Genomic DNA, 22135 nt, shown 5'->3' on the forward strand with positions numbered 1-22135 from the left:
TTGTGCAACCGTGACCGGCAACAACAAAATCCACAGCAAACAAATAAAATTGGCAAGTGATAACCCTAAGCACCACATGCTTTGGCTAGTTTTTGTGCAACAATGTATAAAAGAAACCATCATGTTGAATATCTGGTAACAGTTGTCCATCTACCATTGCTGCCCCAGAAAGCGGTAATGGACATGCATCGGGATGATGTTTAAGAAATTTCTCTATTTGCATTGTATTTTCTTCGGCAAAGATTGAGCAAGTTACATAAAGCAACTTACCATTCTTGTTTAAAATTTTCCACAATGCATCCAGAATTGCCTGTTGAATGGCTGCAAATTTGACCAGATCACTTTCACGCCGCAACCATTTAATATCAGGGTGTCGGCATACTACACCAGATGCAGAGCAAGGTACATCCGCCAAAATACGATCATACGGTTGACCATCCCACCATGCATCGGGATTCGAGGCATCTCCGCACAGCAAAAGCTCAGCCGTCACATTCAAACGCGCAAGATTTTGCTGAACTTGGGCAAGCCTAGCTGAATCATTATCCAGTATCGCCAGTGACACATCGGCCAATTCCAACAGATGCGTGCTTTTACCTCCGGGCGCAGCACAAGCATCCAATACTCGCATGCCGTCATGCACATCCAGAAACATCGCCGCAAGCTGCGCGCCTGCGTCTTGCACGGTTACCAGACCTTCTGCAAAACCAGGCAGGTTTTCCACCATAACCGGCTGCTTCAATTGCAGCGCGCCAGACCCTAACAACTCTGTATGCATCACTTTCTCTGCCAACAGCTTACAGTAACTTTCCACGCTGATCTTACGTTGATTAACCCGCAAAGTCATCGGCGGGCGTTTGTTGTCCGCTTCCAATATGGCTTGAAAGTTTTGCGGGTATTGCCAGCGTAATTTATCGATCCACCATTGCGGATGCGAATACCGCCCAACCTCATTTTCAGCGGCTTTTTTCAATAAGCTATCGCGCTGCCGGATGAAATTGCGCAATACCGCATTCACCAGTCCCTGCATACCTTTGCCATGCACTAAAGATCGTGAGGCCGCAACGGCCTGGTCAACCACTGTATGCGGCAATGTTTTACTGTATTGCAATTGATATAAGCTGACTAACAGTAGATGATGCAGACTCTTGTCACGTAGCGATTTCTTCAGCAACAAACCAAGAATCGCTTCCAATTGCCCATAAAATCGCAACACACCATAACTCAAATCCTGAATGGCACCTCTTTGCTGCTTGGATAACGTCGGTTCTGTACGCCAAACTTCCTGCAATACTCCCGTCAGACTTGCTCCGGCCAGCACCTTACTGATTGCAGAAGCCGCAACAAGTTGGGTTTTAATCATGCCGTGAAGTGGAATGATTCACTGCAGAAAAATATTCACCTGGTTGTAAGTTATTCCCCGCCAGAAAATCTGCACTGCTCAATTTTTTACCACTGGGTTTTTGTACTATTTCAACCTGCAACAGACCAGAACCACAAGCCACAGTAATACCTTCACGATCTACTGCGACAACCTCCCCAGGGTTACCCTCCCTCCCCCGCCCTGCAACCACTTTTGCTTGCCAAATCTTCAGGGCAACATCACGGAAATAAGTATAGGCGCCTGGATTGGGATTAAACGTCCGCACAACACGGTCAATCTGCTCAGCACTCTGTCGCCAATCAATTTCTGCTTCAGTTTTTTTTATTTTGGCAGCATAGCAAGCCAGCGTTTCATCTTGCACGGTGGAAACAAGTTTTCCCTGTTGCAGCAACACCAGCGCCTCAACAATACTCTGCGCGCCGAGCAGGTCCAGCTTGTCGTGTAATGATTGCGTCGTATCATCCGCTGCTATTGCTATCTCATGCTTTAATAAAATGGCGCCGGTATCCAGTCCCGCATCCATTTGCATTATCGTAATACCGGTTTCATGATCACCCGCCAGAATAGCCCGTTGAATCGGCGCAGCCCCACGCCAGCGTGGCAATAACGAAGCGTGTATATTCAAACAACCCAGGCGAGGAATTTTTAATACGGCTTCGGGTAGAATTAATCCATAAGCCGCCACAACCATCACATCTGCGTTTAATACCAGCAGTTGCGCTTGTATCTCGGCAGCTTTAAGCGTTAATGGCTGCAATAACGTAAGATCCTGTTGTTGAGCAAGCAGTTTGACCGCACTGGCGACCGTTTTCATTCCTCTACCGGCAGGACGATCCGGCTGGGTTAAAACCAGCACAATCTCATGATCTGACTTGATTAAGGCATTCAATGCAGTAGCAGCAAAAATGGGAGTTCCAGCAAAAATGATTCTCATCCTAGGCACATCAATCTTTCATTTATTTGAATTCCGGGGATTCTAAGCCATTGACAGAAGAAAACCATTAATTCAAGGGAACTTCAGGGTACAAATCACATCACATTTTCACAAAAGCACAATATCTACATAGTGCTGCGCTGTTTTTTCTTTAATCTTGCCAGTGTGCGCGCCTGCTTGAGCCGTGACCAGTATTCCACAAACACTTTTCCTGCCAAGTGATCCATCTCATGCTGAATACACACCGCCAATAGACCATTGGCATCAAGAACAAATGATTCGCCTTGAGCATTCAGAGCTCTTACAGTAATCGATTCGGCACGCTGCACCTTTCCATAGATACCCGGAACTGATAAACAGCCTTCCTCATAATCAGATAAGCCATTACTGGCAATGATTTCAGGATTAATCAAAGCAAGCAATTGATTCTGTGTTTCAGAAGTGTCAATAACAATCACACGCTCATGCACATCCACTTGCGTCGCTGCCAGCCCTATGCCAGGTGCAGCATACATTGTTTCAGTCAAATCTTTTATGAACAAGCGGATTTTGTCAGTGACTTGCGTTACGGGAGCCGCTACAGTATGTAACCGTTCATCCGGGTATTGTAATATTTTTAGAATAGCCATGAAAATTTTGTTTAGTTTAATAAACTCAATAGCGCATTTAGACCGTATCATTAGATAATCATTCTTATGCTTTATAACTTATCATTGGGATCGTTCATGCGAAAGCCTATTATAGCTATGATTTTATGCCTGAGCCTGCTTTCTGTTACGCCAGTTAAAGCTGAGAACATTATATTGCGGGGCGATACACCCGATCAGCATGTGGTTATACCCGGCGATACCCTGTGGGGAATTGCTTCCCGGTTTCTTAAAGACCCTTGGCGCTGGCCCGAAATCTGGGGATTTAACCGTGAGCAGGTGAAGAATCCACACAAAATCTACCCCGGTGATATTGTGATATTGGAAAAAACACCCCATGGAATCCGGTTGCGTCTTGTAGAAGATAAAGGTGGAGTAAAAACGGTCAAACTATCGCCTAAAATCCGTACAGAACAATCGAGTACTTCAGCGATCCCCAGCATACCGGCATCAGCTATCGAGCCTTTTTTAAGCCAACCGTTAGTCATTGAAAAAGATGGCCTTGCAGATGCGCCATATATACTGGGCTCCAGTGAAGGCCGGGTAGTTTTAAGTACAGATACTACGGTATATGTCAGTGGATTACCTCAAGACAAAGGCACAACATGGCAAATCTTCCGCCCCGGCAAGGCACTGAAAGATCCAGACAAAGAAGGTCTGATCCTTGGCTATGAGGCAACCTACCTAGGGGATGCCAAAGCGAATGTTTTTGCTGATGTCAGCACGGTAACCATCACTCGCGCTACGGAAGAAATTCTCAAAGGCGATCGCCTGGTTCCTGCCTCGGATACCCTATTCAATAACTACGCACCCCATGCGCCGGATTTTTCAATCAATGGACGAATCATTTCTGTCTATGGCGGGGTCACTGAAATTGGCAAAGGCGACATTGTCACGCTGAATAAAGGCGAACTGGATGGCTTGGAAATGGGGCATGTGCTTGCTATCTATCGAAAGAGCCAGGCCAAGTCTCTCAAAGGAGAAATGGTACAATTACCGGATGAAAGAACCGGATTAGTATTTATATTCCGTATTTTTGATAAAATAGCCTATGCACTGGTCGTACAAAGCACACACTCCATAAAAATACTGGATGCCGTTAAAACGCCCTAAAATTTCTGTCGCACATCCATGAAGCATGCACCGGATATTGAATCATGGCTGAATCTGAACCTCATTGATGGCTTAGGCGGCGAATCCATTCGTCGGCTTCTAATTGCTTTTGGCAGTCCTACGGCAATATTTACAACCCATATCACCGCGCTCGAACGCATTGTAAAGAACCCAATTGCCAAACGCATTAAGCAAGGTGCTGATCGTAATAAAATTTCTGGCGTGCTTAAATGGTTGGAAGACCCCGCCAATGCCATCATCACTTTGGCCGACTCGGATTATCCAACGCAGTTACTTAACATTACCGACCCGCCCCCGTTACTTTATTTCAAAGGGCAGCGAGAACTCTTGCGAAAATCCGCACTGGCTGTCGTTGGCAGTCGCAACGCCACACCGCAAGGTCTATCCAATGCAGAGGCTTTTTCTGAAGCAGCCAGCAATGCCGGATTCTGCATCATCAGTGGCATGGCATTAGGTATCGACACCGCTGCTCATCAGGGCGGTTTGCGTGGCGCTGCTGCCAGTATCGCTATTGTCGGCACTGGTTTGGACATTGTTTATCCTGCTAAGAATCATCTTTTGGCGCATAAGCTGGCAAAAGAAGGCGCACTAATTTCCGAATTTCCTCTCGGCACACCTGCCATCGGGACGAATTTCCCGCGCAGGAATCGTATTATCAGTGGCATGAGTCAAGGTTGTCTGGTGGTAGAAGCTGCATTACAAAGCGGATCACTGATCACGGCACGCCAGGCATTAGAACAAGGACGAGAAGTAATGGCGATCCCGGGCTCTATTCATTCACCCCTTTCAAAAGGCTGCCATGCGCTGATTAAGCAAGGTGCAAAACTGGTAGAAAATACACAGGATATTTTAGATGAATTAAATTATTTTCCATTAATCGGCAATGAAAATCTCGACAAAGGAAAAGAATTTACTACTGGGAAATCAACTGAAAATACATTATTACTCAAACACCTAGGCTATGATGTCGTAGATATTAATACGCTGTGCGCCCGTAGTGGCTTGACGGCTGAAGTTGTATCAGCCATGCTATTAACGCTTGAGCTTGACGGTCAGGTCAGCAGTTTGCCGGGAGGATGTTATCAGAGAATTCAATAACATTAACATCGGATAAGATCAACCAGAGATTGCCGGTCTGTAGACAGACTTGCAACTTATTAAACCCAATTATGTTCAATATACTCGTTTATTTATTTGAAAATTATTTTGACTCAGGAAGCTATCCTGACTCTGCCACTCTGACTCGTAAACTCACCATGGCCGGATTTGCAAATGAAGATATTAACGAGACACTGAGCTGGCTTTCAGAGCTAGCACGCCACGATATCGGAAATTATCCGGCAAGCTTTGCAGAAAACGACTCTTTCCGCTGCTTTACAGAGTATGAAATAGAAAAAATTGACACTGAAGGCCGGGGATTTATTTTCTTTCTGGAACAAGCTGGCATCATTAACCCATTACAAAGGGAACTGTTGATTGATCGCGTGCTGACGATGGATGAGAATTCATCCAGCCTTGAAAAAATCAAACTGATTGTTCTAACAGAATTATGGATTCAGAACCAGCTCACCGACGATGTCATCCTTGAGAAATTGTTGATTGTCAGCGATTCTCATTACCGGCATTAAAACTATAATCGTATCTTTTATTTAGTCACAACGGATAACCGGTGGCGTGCGCATGCCCAATATACGCATCATATATGCTTGTAATCCCTATTCATAATAATCATTCAGTAGTAAAACAACATGTTTAATTTCACATCAATGACCAGTGGCTTCCCCCGGAAAATTCATGAGTAAATCGCTGATTATCGCTGAGAAACCTTCTGTTGCAGCAGATATCGCACGGGTATTGGGTAACTTTATCAAGCACACTGATTACTTCGAAAACGACCAATATGTCGTATCTTCGGCCGTAGGTCATTTGCTCGAACTGGCTATCCCAGAAGAATATGAAGTAAAACGCGGGAAGTGGAGTTTTGCAAATCTGCCAGTTATTCCACCACACTTTGACTTGAACCCAATCGAAAAAACTTCCTCACGTTTAAAATTGCTCAGCAAGCTCATCAAACGAAAAGATGTGGATATGCTTATCAATGCATGTGATGCTGGACGGGAAGGTGAACTGATTTTTTATTATATCTTACGTCATGTCGGCACCAATAAACCGGTCAAGCGTCTTTGGCTGCAGTCCATGACACCCGATGCGATCCGGGAAGGGTTTACCAAGTTATTGGACAATTCGGAAGTACAATCGCTGGCTGAAGCTGCCGTCAGCCGCTCAGAGTCAGATTGGCTGGTCGGGATCAATGGCACGCGCGCCATGACCGCTTTTAATTCCCAAGAAGGGGGATTTCATAAAACCACAGTTGGGCGGGTACAGACACCTACATTAGCGATTCTTGTCGAGCGTGAAGAAAAAATCAAAAAATTCCGCCCTCAGGACTATTGGGAAATTCATGCCACGTTTACAGCCAGTAATGGCAACTATAACGGTAAGTGGTTTGATGAGAAATTCAGCAAAGATAAAGTCAATCTTGAATCAAAACCTGAACGGCTCTGGGAGCAGAAAAAAGCCGAGGTCATCCGTGACAAATGCCAGGGGAGGCCCGGTCAAGTTAACGAAGAAAGCAAACCAAGCAAAGAAATCTGCCCATTGCTTTATGACCTGACCAGCTTACAGCGAGAAGCCAACAGCCGCTTTGGTTTTTCTGCCAAAACAACACTCGGCTTAGCTCAAGCATTATATGAAAAACATAAAGTATTGACTTACCCGCGGACAGATTCACGTGCACTACCGGAAGATTATATCGCCACCGTTAAAGATACTTTGCAAAGCCTGAGAAATACGGATTATGGAAAATTTTCCCAACAGATTCTGGCTTCAAACTGGGTGATTCCAAACAAACGTATTTTCAACAACGCTAAAATCTCAGATCACTTTGCTATTATTCCAACTTCATTAAATCCGTCCAAATTAAACGAAGTCGAAGCAAAAATTTATGATCTGGTTACCAAACGTTTTTTGGCTATTTTCTTTCCCGCTGCCGAATTTCTGATTACTACCCGCATTACCCGGGTTGAAAACGAACCTTTCAGAACTGAAGGTAAAGTCATGGTTAATCCGGGTTGGCAGGCGGTATATGGCAGGTCAGCCAAATTGGATGATCTGGAAGATGATACAACACTCGTCGCAATCACCCCAGGTGAATCGGTTAGCACTGAAGAAATTAACGTTATCGCTAATCAAACTCGTCCGCCCGCAAGATTTAATGAGGCGACATTACTTTCTGCCATGGAAGGTGCCGGGAAACTCGTTGAAGATGAAGAACTGCGTGCAGCTATGAGCACAAAAGGTCTGGGTACACCAGCAACACGTGCATCCATCATAGAAGGTTTGGTATTTGAGAATTATCTACAGCGTGTAGGGCGCGAGCTACACCCAACTGCCAAAGCATTCTCACTAATCACGTTATTACGTGGTCTAAAGATTCCAGAACTTATTTCTCCTGAATTAACAGGTAATTGGGAATTTCAGTTACGTCAGATCGAGCAAGGTCACCTAAAACGCGCCGCGTTCATGGAGAAAATTGCCACAATGACAAGTCATATTGTGGAGCAAGCCAAAACCCATCGTGGTGAAACCATTGCAGGAGATTTTTCCTTACTTAAATCCCCCTGCCCTAAATGTAGTGGTAGCGTGCATGAAACCTATAAAAAATTCCAATGCCAGAAATGTGACTTTGCGCTCTGGAAAATTCTAGCCGGACGCCAGTTTGAGGTTGATGAAATGGAGACTTTGATTACTCAACGCGAAGTAGGACCACTGCAAGGTTTCCGCAGCAAAATGGGGCAATCGTTTAATGCCATCATCAAATTAACAGACACTTTTGAAATGAAATTTGATTTTGGCAACAGCGATGAGGACCATGAAGAAGTCGATTTCAGCGATCAAGTTCCATTAGGAAAATGCCCAAAATGCAATCATGCTGTTTATGAGCATGGCCTACAGTACGTTTGCGTGAAATCTGTCGGAGCAACCCGTACATGCAATTTTAAAACAGGGAAAATCATCCTTACACGCCCGATAGAGCGCGAGCAGATCACCAAATTATTGGAAAATGGAAAAACAGACCTGCTCACAAAATTCATTTCCAAAAAAGGCAGACCTTTTTCAGCTTATTTGGTCAGAAATCCGGATGGAAAAATAGGATTTGAGTTTGAGCAGAAAGCCACCAAGAAAACAACCGAAACAAAATCTAAAATAAAGCAATCTAAAACCAAAGCTACCAATGAGACTACTTCATAGCAATAATAATCAAATACTTATTTTATTATATCGAGAAATCAATAACAAATCACAGAAAAAACACCCGGGTATCGTTTGATTACCCGGATGTCCTCAGCCTTTCCAATAAGCTTAAAAATTACGCTGCATAAAAATTGAGGATGTACTTAATTACCCCCCCAGCCCCCATAATAATCATGATGAGTCCTCCCACAATGGCAGTTCCCTCCAAAATGATTGAAATGAATGCCCGTGAAGTATTTTCAAATTCTTCTTCACCTAAAGCATTTCTCCGTTCTTCTCTGCGATTCTTTACCCATAACTGCAACCAGATAGCCACAGGAATAGTCAGTAAAGAAAACATTAAAGCAATTTCTGCATCTTCCATTCAATCAACCTCTTATTTTGTAAAAATAGTAAGAAAATCTTGCTGCATCAATTTATTCCAGCGCCAGATAGCAAATATCTCTTAACAGGCTGTTGAAAAACTATCTGTCTTGCCGCTACGGTTAGAAACAAACCCAGATGCTCATTTATCATGCATAAATGTGCTTTTCCGCTTGTCTTTCCATGCATCGGCTGCCCTCGAATACGTTTTTCAACAGCCTGTTAAAAGCGCTTCAAGCTAGCAATATATTCTAAGCTAGAAATTTACTGCAATAGATTACCCTAAACAAGATAGTTAAATAAAGATTTTTCCAAATTTAACGAATCAACTCAGGAAATTCCAGCTGAATGCGGCGGCCCTTTAAGATCAATAAAATTACGCTCTGAGTGTTTTTATGGGATATCATCTAGCAACTTTTACTACTGCATACATCATGGAATGGCTTGATCTCCCGTTTGCCAAAAATGCTCAGGGTATTGTACAACTGCCTGGATCAAAGAGTATCTCCAATCGAATTCTCCTGCTTGCTGCATTGGCCGAAGGTACCACACAGATTCAAGATTTATTGGCTTCTGATGATACCGCACGTATGCTGGATGCGCTTGTCAAACTAGGTGTTTCAATAACAAAAACCGGTATAAACGATTACTGCATCATCGGAGAAAATGGAAAATTCCCAGTGACAGAAGCTGATTTATTTCTCGGTAATGCCGGCACTGCATTACGGCCTTTAGTTGCGGCACTATCTTTAATGCAGGGACATTACCGATTATCTGGCGTGCCGCGCATGCATGAACGGCCCATTGCAGACATAGTTGATGCATTACGCCAATTCGGTGCAAGTATCACTTACTTAGGCAATCCCGGCTTTCCCCCTCTGGAAATCAAACCTGTCGATTCAAGCATTAAAAGCGACACCATTTCTGTTACTGTAAAAGGCGATGTTTCCAGTCAGTTTCTTACTGGATTGTTGATGGCGTTGCCACTCAGCGGAAAAGATTCCTTCATCAATGTTTCGGGCACCTTAATCTCGCAGCCCTATATCGAATTAACGCTCGCGCAAATGCAACGTTTTGGTGTGCGAGTCGAACACATTAACTGGCAGAAATTTATGATACCGGCACAACAGAATTATTGTAGCCCAGGTCATATCAGCATTGAAGGTGACGCATCCTCAGCCACCTATTTTCTGGCGGCAGGCGCGATCGGGCATGGCCCGGTACGTGTCCAGGGAGTCGGACGAGATAGTGCACAAGGCGATATCCATTTTGCTGCCGCATTGGAAATGATGGGAGCACGCCTAACTATGGGGGAAAACTGGATCGAAGCAAGTGGTGCTAAAGCTAACCACTCCGGAAAATTTTTGCATGGCATCGATCTGGATTGCAATCATATTCCGGATGCCGCCATGACGCTTGCAGTTACCGCATTATTTGCAGAAGGTGTCACCACACTACGCAATATTGCCAGTTGGCGCCTGAAAGAAACAGATCGCCTTACAGCCATGTCTAATGAGTTGCACAAATTAGGCGCGACTGTTGAAGAGGGCGTGGATTATTTGCGCATCACTCCCCCTGTTAATGGCTTGCACTCACATGCAACAATTGATACCTATGATGACCATCGCATGGCCATGTGCTTTGCACTGGCATCTCTGGGAACACCGGTACGCATCAACGACCCCGGCTGCGTTGCAAAAACATTTCCCGATTATTTTGAAATTTTTTCACAAATCGCCCATCCTGAATAACCCAATGACAAGACTGTTTAATGGATACACATAAAATTCCCATCATTACCATTGATGGCCCATCCGCATCCGGCAAAGGTACCATTGCCCAATTGGTCGCCAAAAAGCTCGGATTTCATTATCTCGACAGTGGCGCGCTATATCGTCTGGTTGCATTGAAAACAATGCGATCCCATGCTGACATTCACAATACAGATCAACTCGCCGAGATCGCCAGAAACTTGAATGCGGTATTTAAGAATGAAGATATTTATTTAGATGGCACTATCGTTACTGACGATATACGGGCAGAACGATGCGGCATCTTGGCTTCACAAATAGCCACCCATCCACAGGTTCGTGAAGCACTTACCGAGCGTCAGCGCGCATTCTGCCAACCGCCCGGATTGGTTACGGATGGACGTGACATGGGATCCGTTATCTTTCCCAATGCCGTTCTCAAAATATTTTTAACTGCTAGCGCGGAAGTTCGTGCACAAAGGCGATATAAGCAGTTGATAGAGAAAGGAATGAGTGATAATATCGCCAACTTATTGCAGGATATCCAGAAACGTGACGAACGCGATAGCAATCGCAGCATCGCGCCCTTGCGACAGGGCACTGATGCACAACTGCTTGATACGACTTCACTAACCATATCCCAGGCACAAGATGCTGTTCTCTCCTGGTATAATGAAATCTATGCAAAAAACCCGCGTTTGGATATGAAATAACCTCATTTTTCTTTGCACCTGATCTACAAAAAGAAAAATAAATTGATTATTCAAACCTTTTATTAACCAACCCAATCCGACGGGCTGTTAATCCGGCCGGAGTGATAAACCAGGTATTTTTTACAATGACTACAGCTTCCACTGCACCCCAGAAATCCCCCGAAAGCTTTGCCGCACTTTTTGAAGAAAGTCTTACACGTCAGGAAATGCGGACTGGCGAAGTAATCACCGCCGAAGTTGTCCGTGTTGATTACAATATCGTTGTTGTCAACGCTGGCCTGAAATCGGAAAGTTACATTCCTATCGAAGAATTTAAAAATGATCGCGGCGAAATCGAAGTTAAGCCGGGTGACTTTATCAGTGTTGCCATTGAATCTTTGGAAGACGGTTATGGAGAAACACACCTCTCGCGTGATAAAGCTAAACGTCTGACCGCCTGGCATGATCTGGAAGAAGCGATGGAAAGCGGTAAGATAGTAACCGGTATGGTCAATGGTAAAGTGAAAGGCGGCCTGACTGCGATGATCAATGGCATTCGTGCGTTTCTGCCCGGTTCGCTAGTGGATATCCGTCCCGTCAAGGACACCACACCTTATGAAAATAAGGAAATGGAATTCAAAGTCATCAAACTTGATCGCAAGCGTAATAATGTAGTGGTATCACGCCGCGCAGTACTGGAAGCGACACAAGGTGCAGACCGTGAAACCTTATTATCCAACCTGCAGGAAGGTTCGGTTGTCCAAGGTGTAGTCAAAAATATAACTGATTATGGCGCATTCGTTGATCTGGGCGGAATTGACGGACTGCTGCATATTACCGACCTGGCATGGCGTCGCGTTAAGCATCCATCCGAAGTAGTCAATATCGGCGATGAAGTCACCGCCAAAGTGCTTAAGTTCGATCAGGAAAAGAATCGCGTTTCTTTAGGCATGAAGCAACTCAGTGAAGATCCATGGGTCGGTCTGTCACGGCGTTATCCAGCACGCACCCGTCTATTTGGCAAGGTAACCAATTTAACCGATTACGGCGCTTTTATCGAAATCGAACAAGGCATCGAAGGATTGGTGCATGTATCTGAAATGGATTGGACCAACAAAAACGTTTATCCATCCAAGATGGTGCAACTGGGTGACGAAGTCGAAGTAATGATTCTCGAAATTGATGAAGAACGCCGCCGTATCTCACTGGGTATGAAACAATGTCAAACCAATCCATGGGAAGAATTTGCCGCAAATCATGAGAAAGGCGATAAAGTCCGTGGACAGATTAAGTCTATTACAGACTTCGGTGTGTTCATTGGATTACCCGGCAATATCGACGGTCTTGTACATTTATCTGATTTATCTTGGAATCACCCCGGTGAAGAAGCCGTGCTTAATTATAAGAAAGGTGATGAGGTAGAAGCAATGATTCTATCCATCGACGTTGAACGTGAACGTATTTCACTGGGTATCAAGCAGATGGAAGGTGATCCTTTCACCAGCTTTGTCGCAGAGCACGATAAAAACAGCATCATTGAAGGCACCGTGAAGTCTATTGACGCCAAAGGCGCTGTGATAGCATTGACCAATGAAGTGGAAGGTTATTTGCGCGCATCTGAAGTTTCACGTGATCGTGTAGAAGACATGCGCACGCACTTGAAAGAAGGCGATAAAGTCGAAACTATGATCATCAATGTGGATCGCAAAAATCGCACGATTAATCTTTCGATTAAGGCGAAAGATAAATCAGACGAATCCAGTGCCATGCAAAAAATTAAAGCGCCTGTCAATGCTGGGACAACCAGTTTGGGCGCTTTACTAAAAGCTAAAATGGATAGTAAGAACACAGAGCAATAAGGAATATTCATGACAAAATCTGAATTAATTACTCGACTAGGTGCACGCTTCCCGCAACTGGTCACCAAAGATGCTGAGCTCTCAGTCAAGACGATTATCGATGCAATGGCAAAAAGCCTAGCCCAAGGCCAACGTATAGAAATACGCGGTTTTGGTAGTTTTGACTTAAATTATAGACCGCCGCGTATTGGCCGGAATCCGAAATCAGGCGAAAAAGTCAAAGTACCTGAGAAATATGTTCCGCACTTCAAAGCTGGCAAGGAAATGCGCGAACGTGTCGACTATAAAGAGGGCAAGAAAAATAAGTAGCTAAGTAAATCTACTCACCTCCAATCTGGGTAGTCAGAGGTAATCTAATCTTTTCTGACTACTCAGACTTAATCTGATTATTTTTAGAATTAAAATTCATTATCTATCACTCGTATGGGCTAAACTCATCATGATGAATCTAATTGTATGGCTTTTACGCATTGTAGTTTTTGTGATCCTTGCTATCTTTGCTTCCAAAAACTCACAACCTATCATGCTGCAATATTATCTGGATCAATCAATCGAACTGCCTCTCAGTGTTGCTCTTTTGATATTCTTTGCATTGGGTATCTTAGTCACATTATTATTTGCTCGTTGCAGCTATCGTTCAAACAAGTAATAACTCCATGAATGACCCCCGCATCATTGTTGCACTGGATTTTAACAGTGCAGCAGATGCTTTGAGCCTGACAAACAAGCTGAATCCTCGCTTATGTCGCCTGAAGGTAGGCAAAGAGCTCTTTACTGCTGCGGGACCGCAACTGGTTGAAAAATTGATGCTGCAAGGCTTCGATATTTTTCTGGACCTGAAATTTCACGATATCCCCAATACCGTTGCCAATGCTTGTAAAGCCGCCAGTAGTTTGGGCGCATGGATGGTTAATGTACATGCACTGGGCGGGCGAAAGATGTTAATGGCGGCACGCGATGCGATACCGCAAGGATCATCAACCAAACTTATTGCTGTCACTTTACTGACCAGTATGGATCAGGATGATCTTGCAGATATTGGTTTGCAAGGCCAGCCTGAGCAGATTGTGGAACGCCTGGCACGATTAACCGATGACTGTGCATTGGATGGCGTGGTTTGCTCGGCATTGGAAGCGGCGCATTTGCGTCAACTGCTGGGTGATAACTTCTGCTTAGTCACTCCCGGCATCCGTCCATCCGGCGGGCAAGCTGATGATCAAAAAAGAATTACAACACCCCTACAAGCCATACGAAATGGATCAAGCTACTTGGTCATCGGCAGGCTAATCACTCAGGCCAATGAACCACTCTTAATGTGTCAACAGCTGAATGCGGAAATAACCAGTTTAACAATTTAAAGTAAAAATCTCGGAATAAAGTAACTTTACCAGTGCCGCGATAACCGCCACTTGTCCTAATGCCAAACCGACACTCCATTTAATTAATCGATCCTCCATCCCCATCAAGTCACTCCTGGAAACTAATTGAGTCTCCATTGCTTTCAGATAAAACATCTTTTTGCGCTTCTGCAATAGCTGTTGCCTGACGCGAGGCGCGCCTGCTTTTTCCAAGCTTCTCGATAAATTTCAGAGTATCAAATGTAACGAATGCCACGATTATTAAGTTCTTTAATCAATTTATTTTCAAAAATCGATCACTAGCAATAGGAGACATGACCAACATTCATATTTCTAACCTTTAATCCTTAACACTAATTTCCATGGAAATCTGATTCCTTTTTTATTTCTCTAAAATAAAAAAAGCCACCCTAATTTAGGGTGGCTTTCTCAACTACTTATTTGATGCTTATCTAACTTTATTAGAATCCAAAGTTAGCCGATGTAGTATCGGTAACACCTGTTAGCTGTACAACAACATCATCAGCCGCTGTGAAATCACCATCTTTGTTCGCATCAATAAACACATAGGTATTACCACCGTTAGTGCCTATCGCTACACCGCGATCTGCACCGCCTGAAGCAAAGAAATTTGTCACTGATAATGTTGATCCATCGACAGCCGAGGCAGCCAGAGCACCTTTATTAGCCAATGCTGAAGACTGTTGACCGGTGAATGCAAATGCGCCTACATCAATCACATCAAGCGCACCGCCTCCTGCTGCAGTACCAAAATCGGTAACGATATCGTGACCATCTACATCTTCATTCAGTACAGAATCACCTGCATTCAGGATTAAAGTATCTATCGAAGTAAATACACTATTATCCAGCGCTGTCGTATCGGCACCGCCATTACCAGAAATGGTATCGCCACCTGCAGTTCCGGTATAGTCATCATCGCCTGAACCACCAATAAACTCAACGCCATCTGCTGCACTTGCGTCTACTGTCAATCCGCCTGTCATTGTATTGGCATCAATTGTCTTGAGGACTGCTGCTGTAAGCGCAGTAATCTCCAGATTTGCATTGCCGCTGACATTCAGTGTTTCAACCGAATCGCCCAAAAGTGCACTGATGATATTGGTATAATCAGTATTTTCAAGATCAGGATCAATGTCAGCAACATTAGAAGCGATATCAAATGTCTCGATATCATTAGCCTCGAAAGAGGTTACCGTTATCACGCCTTCCGGTGTTGCATTATCATCGCCATCCGCTGCATTCAACGTTAGTAATACTGCATCGGAATCTCCTGCTGCATCTGCTAATGCATACGTTAAATTCTGACCAAGATCCAAATCCGTTGCTGCTTCTGCATTGACTGTAACGGTCGTTTCTTCAGCTGCATTGGTTATGTCTGACGCTCCTGTAAGGACTGCACCTATGGTAACCGCGATCAAGCCTGGCAGATTCTCCATATCATAGGTGCCTGTTCCGCCGCCAATTTCCAATGTTTCAAAATTGGAATAAACATCTGCGGCATCTGCATCTAGAAATGCGCCATCAATCACGGCAAGCGTATCATTATCATCGCCACCATCAACCGTAGCACCGGCAACCGATGCAGCTGCAATCGTAAACGTGTCATCTCCAGCACCCAACGCCACAGCAGCGGTTGCTGCTAAGGCTGCGGTATAGGTAATGTCGTCAGCACCAGAGCCGCCATCAACAGTTACTGCGGTATCGTTCACTGTTGCGGTTACACCACCGGAATTGCCGGTTGCATCTAATGTCGTCAATGCAGTGAATTCATCTTGCAACTCAATACTCCCGGTACCTGTGATTGTTGCCTCTGTAGTGGCGCCACCGGACCCCTGAGCAATTTCATTCACTCCTCTCGCAGCCACATTCAATGTTTCGACTGAAGCTAATGTTCCGATGATGGCATTCGCGTTATTCGTTGTGAGATTCAGCGTGGTAGCACCGGTATCCAAAGCAACAGTATTCTGCGTTGGTGTAGTGAAATTACCAACTGTATCCAGATTCAGATCTTGACTGGTTGCGGTATTACCACTGAATGTTGCATTTTGCACTTGGTTTCTAACTGCCAGCGTTACCACATCGCCTATATTACCCACAATACCCGCATCGGTACTCGATTGAACAGTAATCGCTTGCACGCCTGTTGAGTTGGCTAGATCAAGCGTCTCAGCATCGCCAAAACGAGCAATGACATTCTCGATACTGGTCAGAGCAGGTGCTGCAGAGTCTACCAGCGTTGCGGTTAACGTATCGGTTCCGGTACCGCCATCCAGCCTGTCAATAGACTCAAGCGAGTTGACTACACCTCCTACGTTATCCTGAATAGCTAATGCGGTAAAGACATCATTACCACTGGTACCGGTCAGACTATCTTCACCTACAATTAAATTAGACCCAGTACCGCCAGTGAGTGGCACGCCACTATCTGCCAGTGCTTGTTGAACATCTTCCGGCGTATAAGGAGCATCTCCAGTTACTTTGCTTAACACAGTTTGCAATATCGCTACATCAGTCGAGGAACCCACAGCTGTATAAGCTTTGGCAACCAACACCTTGTTAGCCAGCAAGGTAGCGGTTGCTACAAATTCCGGCGCTGGTGAGCCATTCAAATAATCAATTGCATCAATGACAATTGCACCCAGGCCTTTACCTTCTGCAAGCTTGCCCTCAAAAAACACTTTTGCTTGTGAACCGGCACTGGCAGGATCACTGTCGGCCGCCAGACCAAAATTATTCAATAATATATTCGCTTGCTCTTCTATGGTTACATTACCAACCAGAATATTATCCTTAAATGCTGGAGTATCATCCAGAACATCGGCCAATTGGCTGATCGATAAATTACCACCGTTTGCATCGACCAGATTCGCCAATTCTGTCATGAAGACCTTGCCTGGTGCTGCGTTAAATAAACCTATAGCAACTTCCAAAATACCCGTTTGTTGTTCTGCTGTTATAGCCATGGGAGCTCCCTTGATAAAAAATTAAAAATAGTTACGAAAGTAAATTACTTGCAAGTTTTTCACTTTTCACTTTGTCTCTATGCAGCTTCTATGCAGCCAACAATCCATCTAGCAGAAGATACCACAAAAGCCAAGTTAAAGTACATTCTGCCGAAAACAAAACTGCTTTGCAAGTATGCGACTAAAGTTTACATCGAGTATGTTGCATATTTACAACATTGTAACAGCATTCGTTTACGCCAAAACTTCAAAATAAAGGATAAGAATGTGTTTTTTCATTCCCTCATGATCAAGTAGCTAATGTTAATAATAAGAATGGTTATCATGATAATGAACTATAGGTAAGATACAAAATTTGTTAGTTCAATTTACATCAGTTAAATTTACTATCGCTAACAGGTCAATTGAATGGACCCCTCCCACTCAAGGGCATCGCAATGTGCCAGACTAAAGATTTTAGCAATCAAAGAGGGGGGGAGTCCATTTCATTGGCCTGCTAAGAATGATCACTCTTCGTTTTAGTTGCAGCATACATAATTAGCTTATTGGCACTGCGTAACTATACTCACATATTTTCATTAATTAAATTAGTGCAACGCGATTAGCTTTGTACTTGCTACAGTTGCCTTGCGGGCGCCCATCTGTTTTTACATTGTAATTTTTTGTTTAAAATCTGCGATAATGCTTCATTCAATGTCCTATATCCAATTTCTTGCGTCCGCTTAACATTACCTCTCTAAATAACTTTCTGAGCCTTTGGCAACACTTCCCGCTTATCTTGCAAATGATCAAACGGGAAGTGATTGGCCGCTACAGAGGTTCATTTCTGGGATTATTATGGACATTTGTCAATCCCATTTTGATGCTAGCCATCTATACATTTGTTTTCGGTGTAGTATTTAAAATACGCTTAGATCCGCAGAGTACAGATATATATGATGATAAATTTGCCTTTGCATTATTATTATTTACCGGATTGATTCTGTTCAATTTATTCTCCGAATGCCTTTCCCGCTCCCCTGGATTGGTACTCGCGAATGTAAACTACGTCAAAAAAGTTATTTTCCCATTGGAAATCTTGCCGCTGGTTTCCTTAGGCTCCGCGTTGTTTCATGCCGGAATTAGTTTTTTGGTGTTACTCACTTTTATGCTGGTTATTGATCATCCCATTCACTGGACACTGATTTGTTTGCCAGTTATCGTACTGCCGCTGCTTTTACTCATCATGGGATTGTCCTGGATGCTTGCTTCAATAGGGGTTTATGTTCGTGACATTGGGCAATTTATTGGCCTGATCTTAACAATGCTACTGTTTCTGAGTCCAATTTTTTATCCTGCTTCTGCATTACCGGAATCTGTGCGTGACTATCTATTTCTCAACCCGCTTTCTTTTGTCATAGAACAAGCACGGGCAGTAATCTTATATGGTCAACTCCCAGACTGGAGCGGCTTAGTTATATATTATATGCTTGCATCAATATTTGCCTGGGCTGGTCTGACGTGGTTCATGAAAACACGCAAGGGATTTGCAGATGTTCTCTAATCCTGCCAACTCTGAAATAGCCATTAGCGCTTCAAAGCTATCCAAATGCTATCAGTTGTATCAGCACCCCAAGGATCGTTTAAAGCAATTCCTCTGGCCACATAATTGGTGGGGGTCACGTCAATTTTATCGTGAGTTATGGGCGCTGCACAATATTGATTTGACTGTGATGCCAGGAGAAGTTGTTGGTATCGTTGGTCAAAACGGTTCTGGAAAGTCGACCCTGCTGCAATTGGTTTGTGGCACTTTGACGCCCACCCAAGGTGAAGTGCAGGTAAACGGCCGTGTTGCTGCTTTGCTGGAGCTGGGCGCCGGGTTTAATCCCGACTTTACTGGCCGTGAAAACGTATTAATGAGCGCCGCGATCATGGGATTCAGTCAATCAGAAATTGCCGACCGTATAGAGGATATTATTAATTTCTCCGGTGTCCGCGATTTCATCGATCAGCCAGTCAAAACTTATTCCAGCGGCATGTACGTACGCCTAGCATTTTCTGTTGCGATTAATGTCGATCCGGATATTCTGGTTATTGATGAAGCGCTATCAGTCGGCGATGGCGCCTTCGCCCGTAAATCATTTGATCGCATCATGCAGATGCGCGATGCGGGAAAAACAATTCTATTCTGCTCACACTCGCTGTTTCAGGTTGAATCTTTATGCAGTCGCGCTGTTTGGATCAATCAGGGAAAAATTATTTTAGATGGCGAATCAGCGCAAGTGGTATCCGCTTACCAGACATTTCTGGATCAAAGCATGACACATTCAATCCCTGAGACATCTAGTATCCATAGCGATGATCCTGGATTTAGCAGGAATCATACATCGGGTAGTGCCCGTCTGGAAAAAGTCAAACTACTGGCGGATGGGATTAACACGCAGCATGCTATCATCACAAGCAGTCAATCCGGTATCAAGTTATGGATTACCTTTGCTTCGGATCCCTCATTGCCTTGCCCCAATGTGGGAATGACAATACAAGCAAAAGATGGCCGCACGATCACCAGTGCGGCAACATGGGAAGACCAGTTTAGTGTGCAGCGCAATTTCGAAGGATATGGACAGATTTGTCTCAGACTGGACCACATACCGTTACTCAAGGGTGAGTATCAGATCAGTGTATATTTACTCTGTGAGCGCGGCATACATCTCTATGATGCAGCAGAAAGTGTGGCGACCTTGCAGGTAAAACAAGTAGGCCGTTTGCAGGGATATTTTTCGATTCCTCATCAGTGGGAAAATAACCATACGATTACCCATAATGACCAAGACAGCTAATCACAATTTGACGCAAGGTTCTCGACACTACCGACAAACCGATCGTATCGCGGCAATTGCCACAGCATCACTTTCCCCTTTTAAGGATCTAACTTTTCCACTAAATGTCTATGCCCATGCTTTGCTATTACAAGAAGGAAAGGCTATTAATCTGCATGCGGCACAGCAATTTTCTACCGACCTGTTGATGACCAGACTACCGTCGCCTCCCTGCCGCATTCTGGAAGTGGGCGTTGGTCTGGGCACCACTCTCTCCCTATTAAATCAGAGCGGCTATGATGTTCATGGCATCACTCCCGATGTGCAACAGGTCGCTTATATTCAAAAAAACTTGAATTCATCAGAAGCTTCCGTAAGCTGCCATTCACTGCAAGATTTTAAAGCTCAACCAGAAAACTTTGATGTTGTACTATTGCAGGAATCCGCACAATCAATCGAGCCATTGGTCATTTTTAATAAAGCACTCGATCTACTCCCTCTATCCGGTGATTTAGTCATTATTGACGCATTCGCACTGAAATACGATGAAGCAGGAATGGAAGATCTTCATCTACTTAATGACCTGGTAGCGCTCGCAGAACGATTTGGGTTTGAACTGGTTGAGCAGGTGGATTTATCCACTCAGGCGGCGCCCACACTGGATTATCTATTGCAAATTACTGCAACGCACCGGCAAAGATTGATCAAAGACCTTGCTTTGACTGATGAGCAACTCACTCGATTGGATGAATCGAACCGGGACTATCACAAAAAATATGCCAGCGGACATTATGGCTATGCCTTGTTACATTTCAGAAAGCAAACGGTGCCTAAATGGCGCTTGCAAATTCTAGAAAAGAATCAGGCCCCGGAAATGTTCGGTTTGTTTAAGAAAATATTCCATCACGACATGACGCCGACCACGTGGCAATGGAAATACAGCTCGAATTCAGGGCGTGAAATTGGTATTTGGCGGAATAATCAATTAATTGCTCATTATGGTGGCGTTAGCCGTAAAATCCTGTTCTTTGGTCAACCTCAAACCGCCGTGCAGATTGGGGATGTAATGGTGGACACGAGTGAACGTGGCACACTTACTCGAAAAGGCCCGTTTTTCCTGATGGCAGCAACCTTTTTGGAGCGCTATATCGGCTATGGAAAACCCTATCTAATCGGTTTTGGCTTCCCAAACGAACGTGCCATGAAAGTTGCAGAACGACTTGGGTTATATGCTAAAGCCGGGCACATGCTTGAATTCTCATGGAGTACCCGGTCACGATTCCCGCTATGGGGAACACGTCTGCACCTGATTGGCTGCGGACAAACAGACTTTGCAGCAACTGCTGCCGATCAATGCTGGCAACATATGGCAGCAGATTTGCAAACAGCCATCATCGGTGTACGCGACTGGCAGTATTTGCAGCACCGTTACCTCGACCATCCCAATCAACAATACCAGATCATGCTGGTGAGAAATCGTTTCAGTAAGTATGCCCGCGGTATCCTGGTACTGCGGTATGATCCGGAAGGCTGTGAAATCGTTGATCTCATCGCTCCGTTAGCCGAAATTCCATTGTTGATTACGCATGCCAGACGACTAGCTGGTATTCATGGCGCTAGCCGAGTATTTTGCCGCATTACAGAAAACTTTGCGGCACATTTTTCTGCCGCGGGTGGCACCAAGCAAGAACTAGATATTCGCATTCCCTCCAATATTTGGAGCACTGGTCCTCCGATTAGCTCCCTACGCGATCATTGGTGGTTGATGTCCGGGGATACTGATTTTCGGTAAATAATCCCGCATCTAGATTAGATATTTATTATTCAATTACTTATAATAATAACGAAGCATTCACTAACCCCGAAAAGCCGGATCGCAGTACATAGAAAAACATCCTAATAGATCAATTAGCT

19 protein-coding genes are annotated in these 22135 nt (G+C 44.4%); 13 read left to right on the plus strand and 6 right to left on the minus strand.

The window, feature by feature from the left end:
* Positions 1-85 precede the first annotated feature (85 nt).
* The 3 genes from rsmB to def form a co-directional block, all read right to left on the minus strand.
* Positions 86-1363 carry a 16S rRNA (cytosine(967)-C(5))-methyltransferase RsmB gene (gene rsmB, locus ACH10T_RS01360; RefSeq protein WP_394807548.1) on the minus strand — a complete coding sequence of 426 codons (1278 nt, stop codon included), beginning with the start codon at positions 1361-1363 and terminating at the stop codon, positions 86-88.
* On the minus strand, positions 1356-2318 hold the full coding sequence (fmt, locus tag ACH10T_RS01365; RefSeq protein WP_394807549.1) for a methionyl-tRNA formyltransferase: 963 nt from the start codon (positions 2316-2318) through the stop codon (positions 1356-1358). The genes rsmB and fmt overlap by 8 nt, the downstream gene beginning before the upstream one ends.
* Before the next feature lie 125 nt (positions 2319-2443).
* Positions 2444-2947 (minus strand): peptide deformylase, encoded by a 504-nt coding sequence (gene def / locus ACH10T_RS01370; RefSeq protein WP_394807550.1) that lies wholly within the window; start codon positions 2945-2947, stop codon positions 2444-2446.
* 96 nt (positions 2948-3043) lie between these two features.
* Here def and ACH10T_RS01375 point away from each other — a divergent pair, with 96 nt between their 5' ends.
* The 4 genes from ACH10T_RS01375 (at position 3044) to ACH10T_RS01390 (ending at position 8410) form a co-directional block, all read left to right on the plus strand.
* Positions 3044-4078 (plus strand): LysM peptidoglycan-binding domain-containing protein, encoded by a 1035-nt coding sequence (locus tag ACH10T_RS01375; RefSeq protein WP_394807551.1) that lies wholly within the window; start codon positions 3044-3046, stop codon positions 4076-4078.
* An 18-nt stretch (positions 4079-4096) separates the two neighbouring features.
* Complete coding sequence (dprA, locus tag ACH10T_RS01380; protein ID WP_394807552.1) at positions 4097-5197, plus strand: DNA-processing protein DprA; 1101 nt, start codon at positions 4097-4099, stop codon at positions 5195-5197.
* 71 nt (positions 5198-5268) lie between these two features.
* Positions 5269-5727, plus strand: a complete 459-nt coding sequence (locus ACH10T_RS01385) for a DUF494 domain-containing protein (protein ID WP_394807553.1) — start codon at positions 5269-5271, stop codon at positions 5725-5727.
* Positions 5728-5893: 166 nt separating this feature from the next.
* A complete protein-coding gene (locus ACH10T_RS01390; RefSeq protein WP_394807554.1) occupies positions 5894-8410 on the plus strand; it encodes a DNA topoisomerase III in 2517 nt (838 codons plus the stop codon).
* A gap of 118 nt (positions 8411-8528) precedes the next feature.
* On the opposite strand, the gene ACH10T_RS01395 is transcribed toward ACH10T_RS01390, so the two are convergent.
* Complete coding sequence (locus tag ACH10T_RS01395) at positions 8529-8777, minus strand: hypothetical protein (protein ID WP_394807555.1); 249 nt, start codon at positions 8775-8777, stop codon at positions 8529-8531.
* 433 nt (positions 8778-9210) lie between these two features.
* On the opposite strand from ACH10T_RS01395, the gene aroA reads away from it, so the two are divergent.
* The 6 genes from aroA (at position 9211) to pyrF (ending at position 14436) form a co-directional block, all read left to right on the plus strand.
* Entirely contained in the window at positions 9211-10527 is a 1317-nt protein-coding gene (gene aroA / locus ACH10T_RS01400) for a 3-phosphoshikimate 1-carboxyvinyltransferase (protein ID WP_394807589.1), read from the plus strand.
* 20 nt (positions 10528-10547) lie between these two features.
* Positions 10548-11240, plus strand: a complete 693-nt coding sequence (gene cmk / locus ACH10T_RS01405; protein WP_394807556.1) for a (d)CMP kinase — start codon at positions 10548-10550, stop codon at positions 11238-11240.
* 125 nt (positions 11241-11365) lie between these two features.
* Positions 11366-13078: a 30S ribosomal protein S1 gene (gene rpsA, locus ACH10T_RS01410; RefSeq protein ID WP_394807557.1), complete on the plus strand. Its 1713-nt coding sequence runs from the start codon at positions 11366-11368 to the stop codon at positions 13076-13078.
* A gap of 9 nt (positions 13079-13087) precedes the next feature.
* Positions 13088-13387, plus strand: coding sequence for an integration host factor subunit beta (locus tag ACH10T_RS01415; RefSeq protein ID WP_394807558.1), 300 nt, complete (start codon positions 13088-13090; stop codon positions 13385-13387).
* A gap of 133 nt (positions 13388-13520) precedes the next feature.
* Positions 13521-13727 (plus strand): lipopolysaccharide assembly protein LapA domain-containing protein, encoded by a 207-nt coding sequence (locus ACH10T_RS01420; RefSeq protein ID WP_394807590.1) that lies wholly within the window; start codon positions 13521-13523, stop codon positions 13725-13727.
* Positions 13728-13734: 7 nt separating this feature from the next.
* Positions 13735-14436: an orotidine-5'-phosphate decarboxylase gene (pyrF, locus tag ACH10T_RS01425; protein ID WP_394807559.1), complete on the plus strand. Its 702-nt coding sequence runs from the start codon at positions 13735-13737 to the stop codon at positions 14434-14436.
* Here the strand turns inward: pyrF and ACH10T_RS01430 are convergent.
* Positions 14425-14649, minus strand: coding sequence for a hypothetical protein (locus tag ACH10T_RS01430; protein WP_394807560.1), 225 nt, complete (start codon positions 14647-14649; stop codon positions 14425-14427). The two genes, pyrF and ACH10T_RS01430, sit on opposite strands and share 12 nt — an antisense overlap.
* Before the next feature lie 248 nt (positions 14650-14897).
* On the minus strand, positions 14898-17423 hold the full coding sequence (locus ACH10T_RS01435; protein ID WP_394807561.1) for a beta strand repeat-containing protein: 2526 nt from the start codon (positions 17421-17423) through the stop codon (positions 14898-14900).
* A 784-nt stretch (positions 17424-18207) separates the two neighbouring features.
* Between ACH10T_RS01435 and ACH10T_RS01440 the strand changes: the two genes are divergently transcribed.
* The 3 genes from ACH10T_RS01440 to ACH10T_RS01450 are packed head-to-tail and all read left to right on the plus strand — an operon-like array spanning position 18208 to position 22013.
* A complete protein-coding gene (locus tag ACH10T_RS01440) occupies positions 18208-18966 on the plus strand; it encodes an ABC transporter permease (RefSeq protein WP_394807562.1) in 759 nt (252 codons plus the stop codon).
* Entirely contained in the window at positions 18956-20242 is a 1287-nt protein-coding gene (locus ACH10T_RS01445) for an ABC transporter ATP-binding protein (protein ID WP_394807563.1), read from the plus strand. The genes ACH10T_RS01440 and ACH10T_RS01445 overlap by 11 nt, the downstream gene beginning before the upstream one ends.
* Positions 20226-22013, plus strand: coding sequence for a GNAT family N-acetyltransferase (locus ACH10T_RS01450; RefSeq protein ID WP_394807564.1), 1788 nt, complete (start codon positions 20226-20228; stop codon positions 22011-22013). Before ACH10T_RS01445 ends, ACH10T_RS01450 begins: the two co-directional genes overlap by 17 nt.
* Positions 22014-22135 lie beyond the last annotated feature (122 nt).

It is taken from the genome of Nitrosomonas sp. (genome assembly GCF_043753625.1).
GTDB lineage: Bacteria > Pseudomonadota > Gammaproteobacteria > Burkholderiales > Nitrosomonadaceae > Nitrosomonas.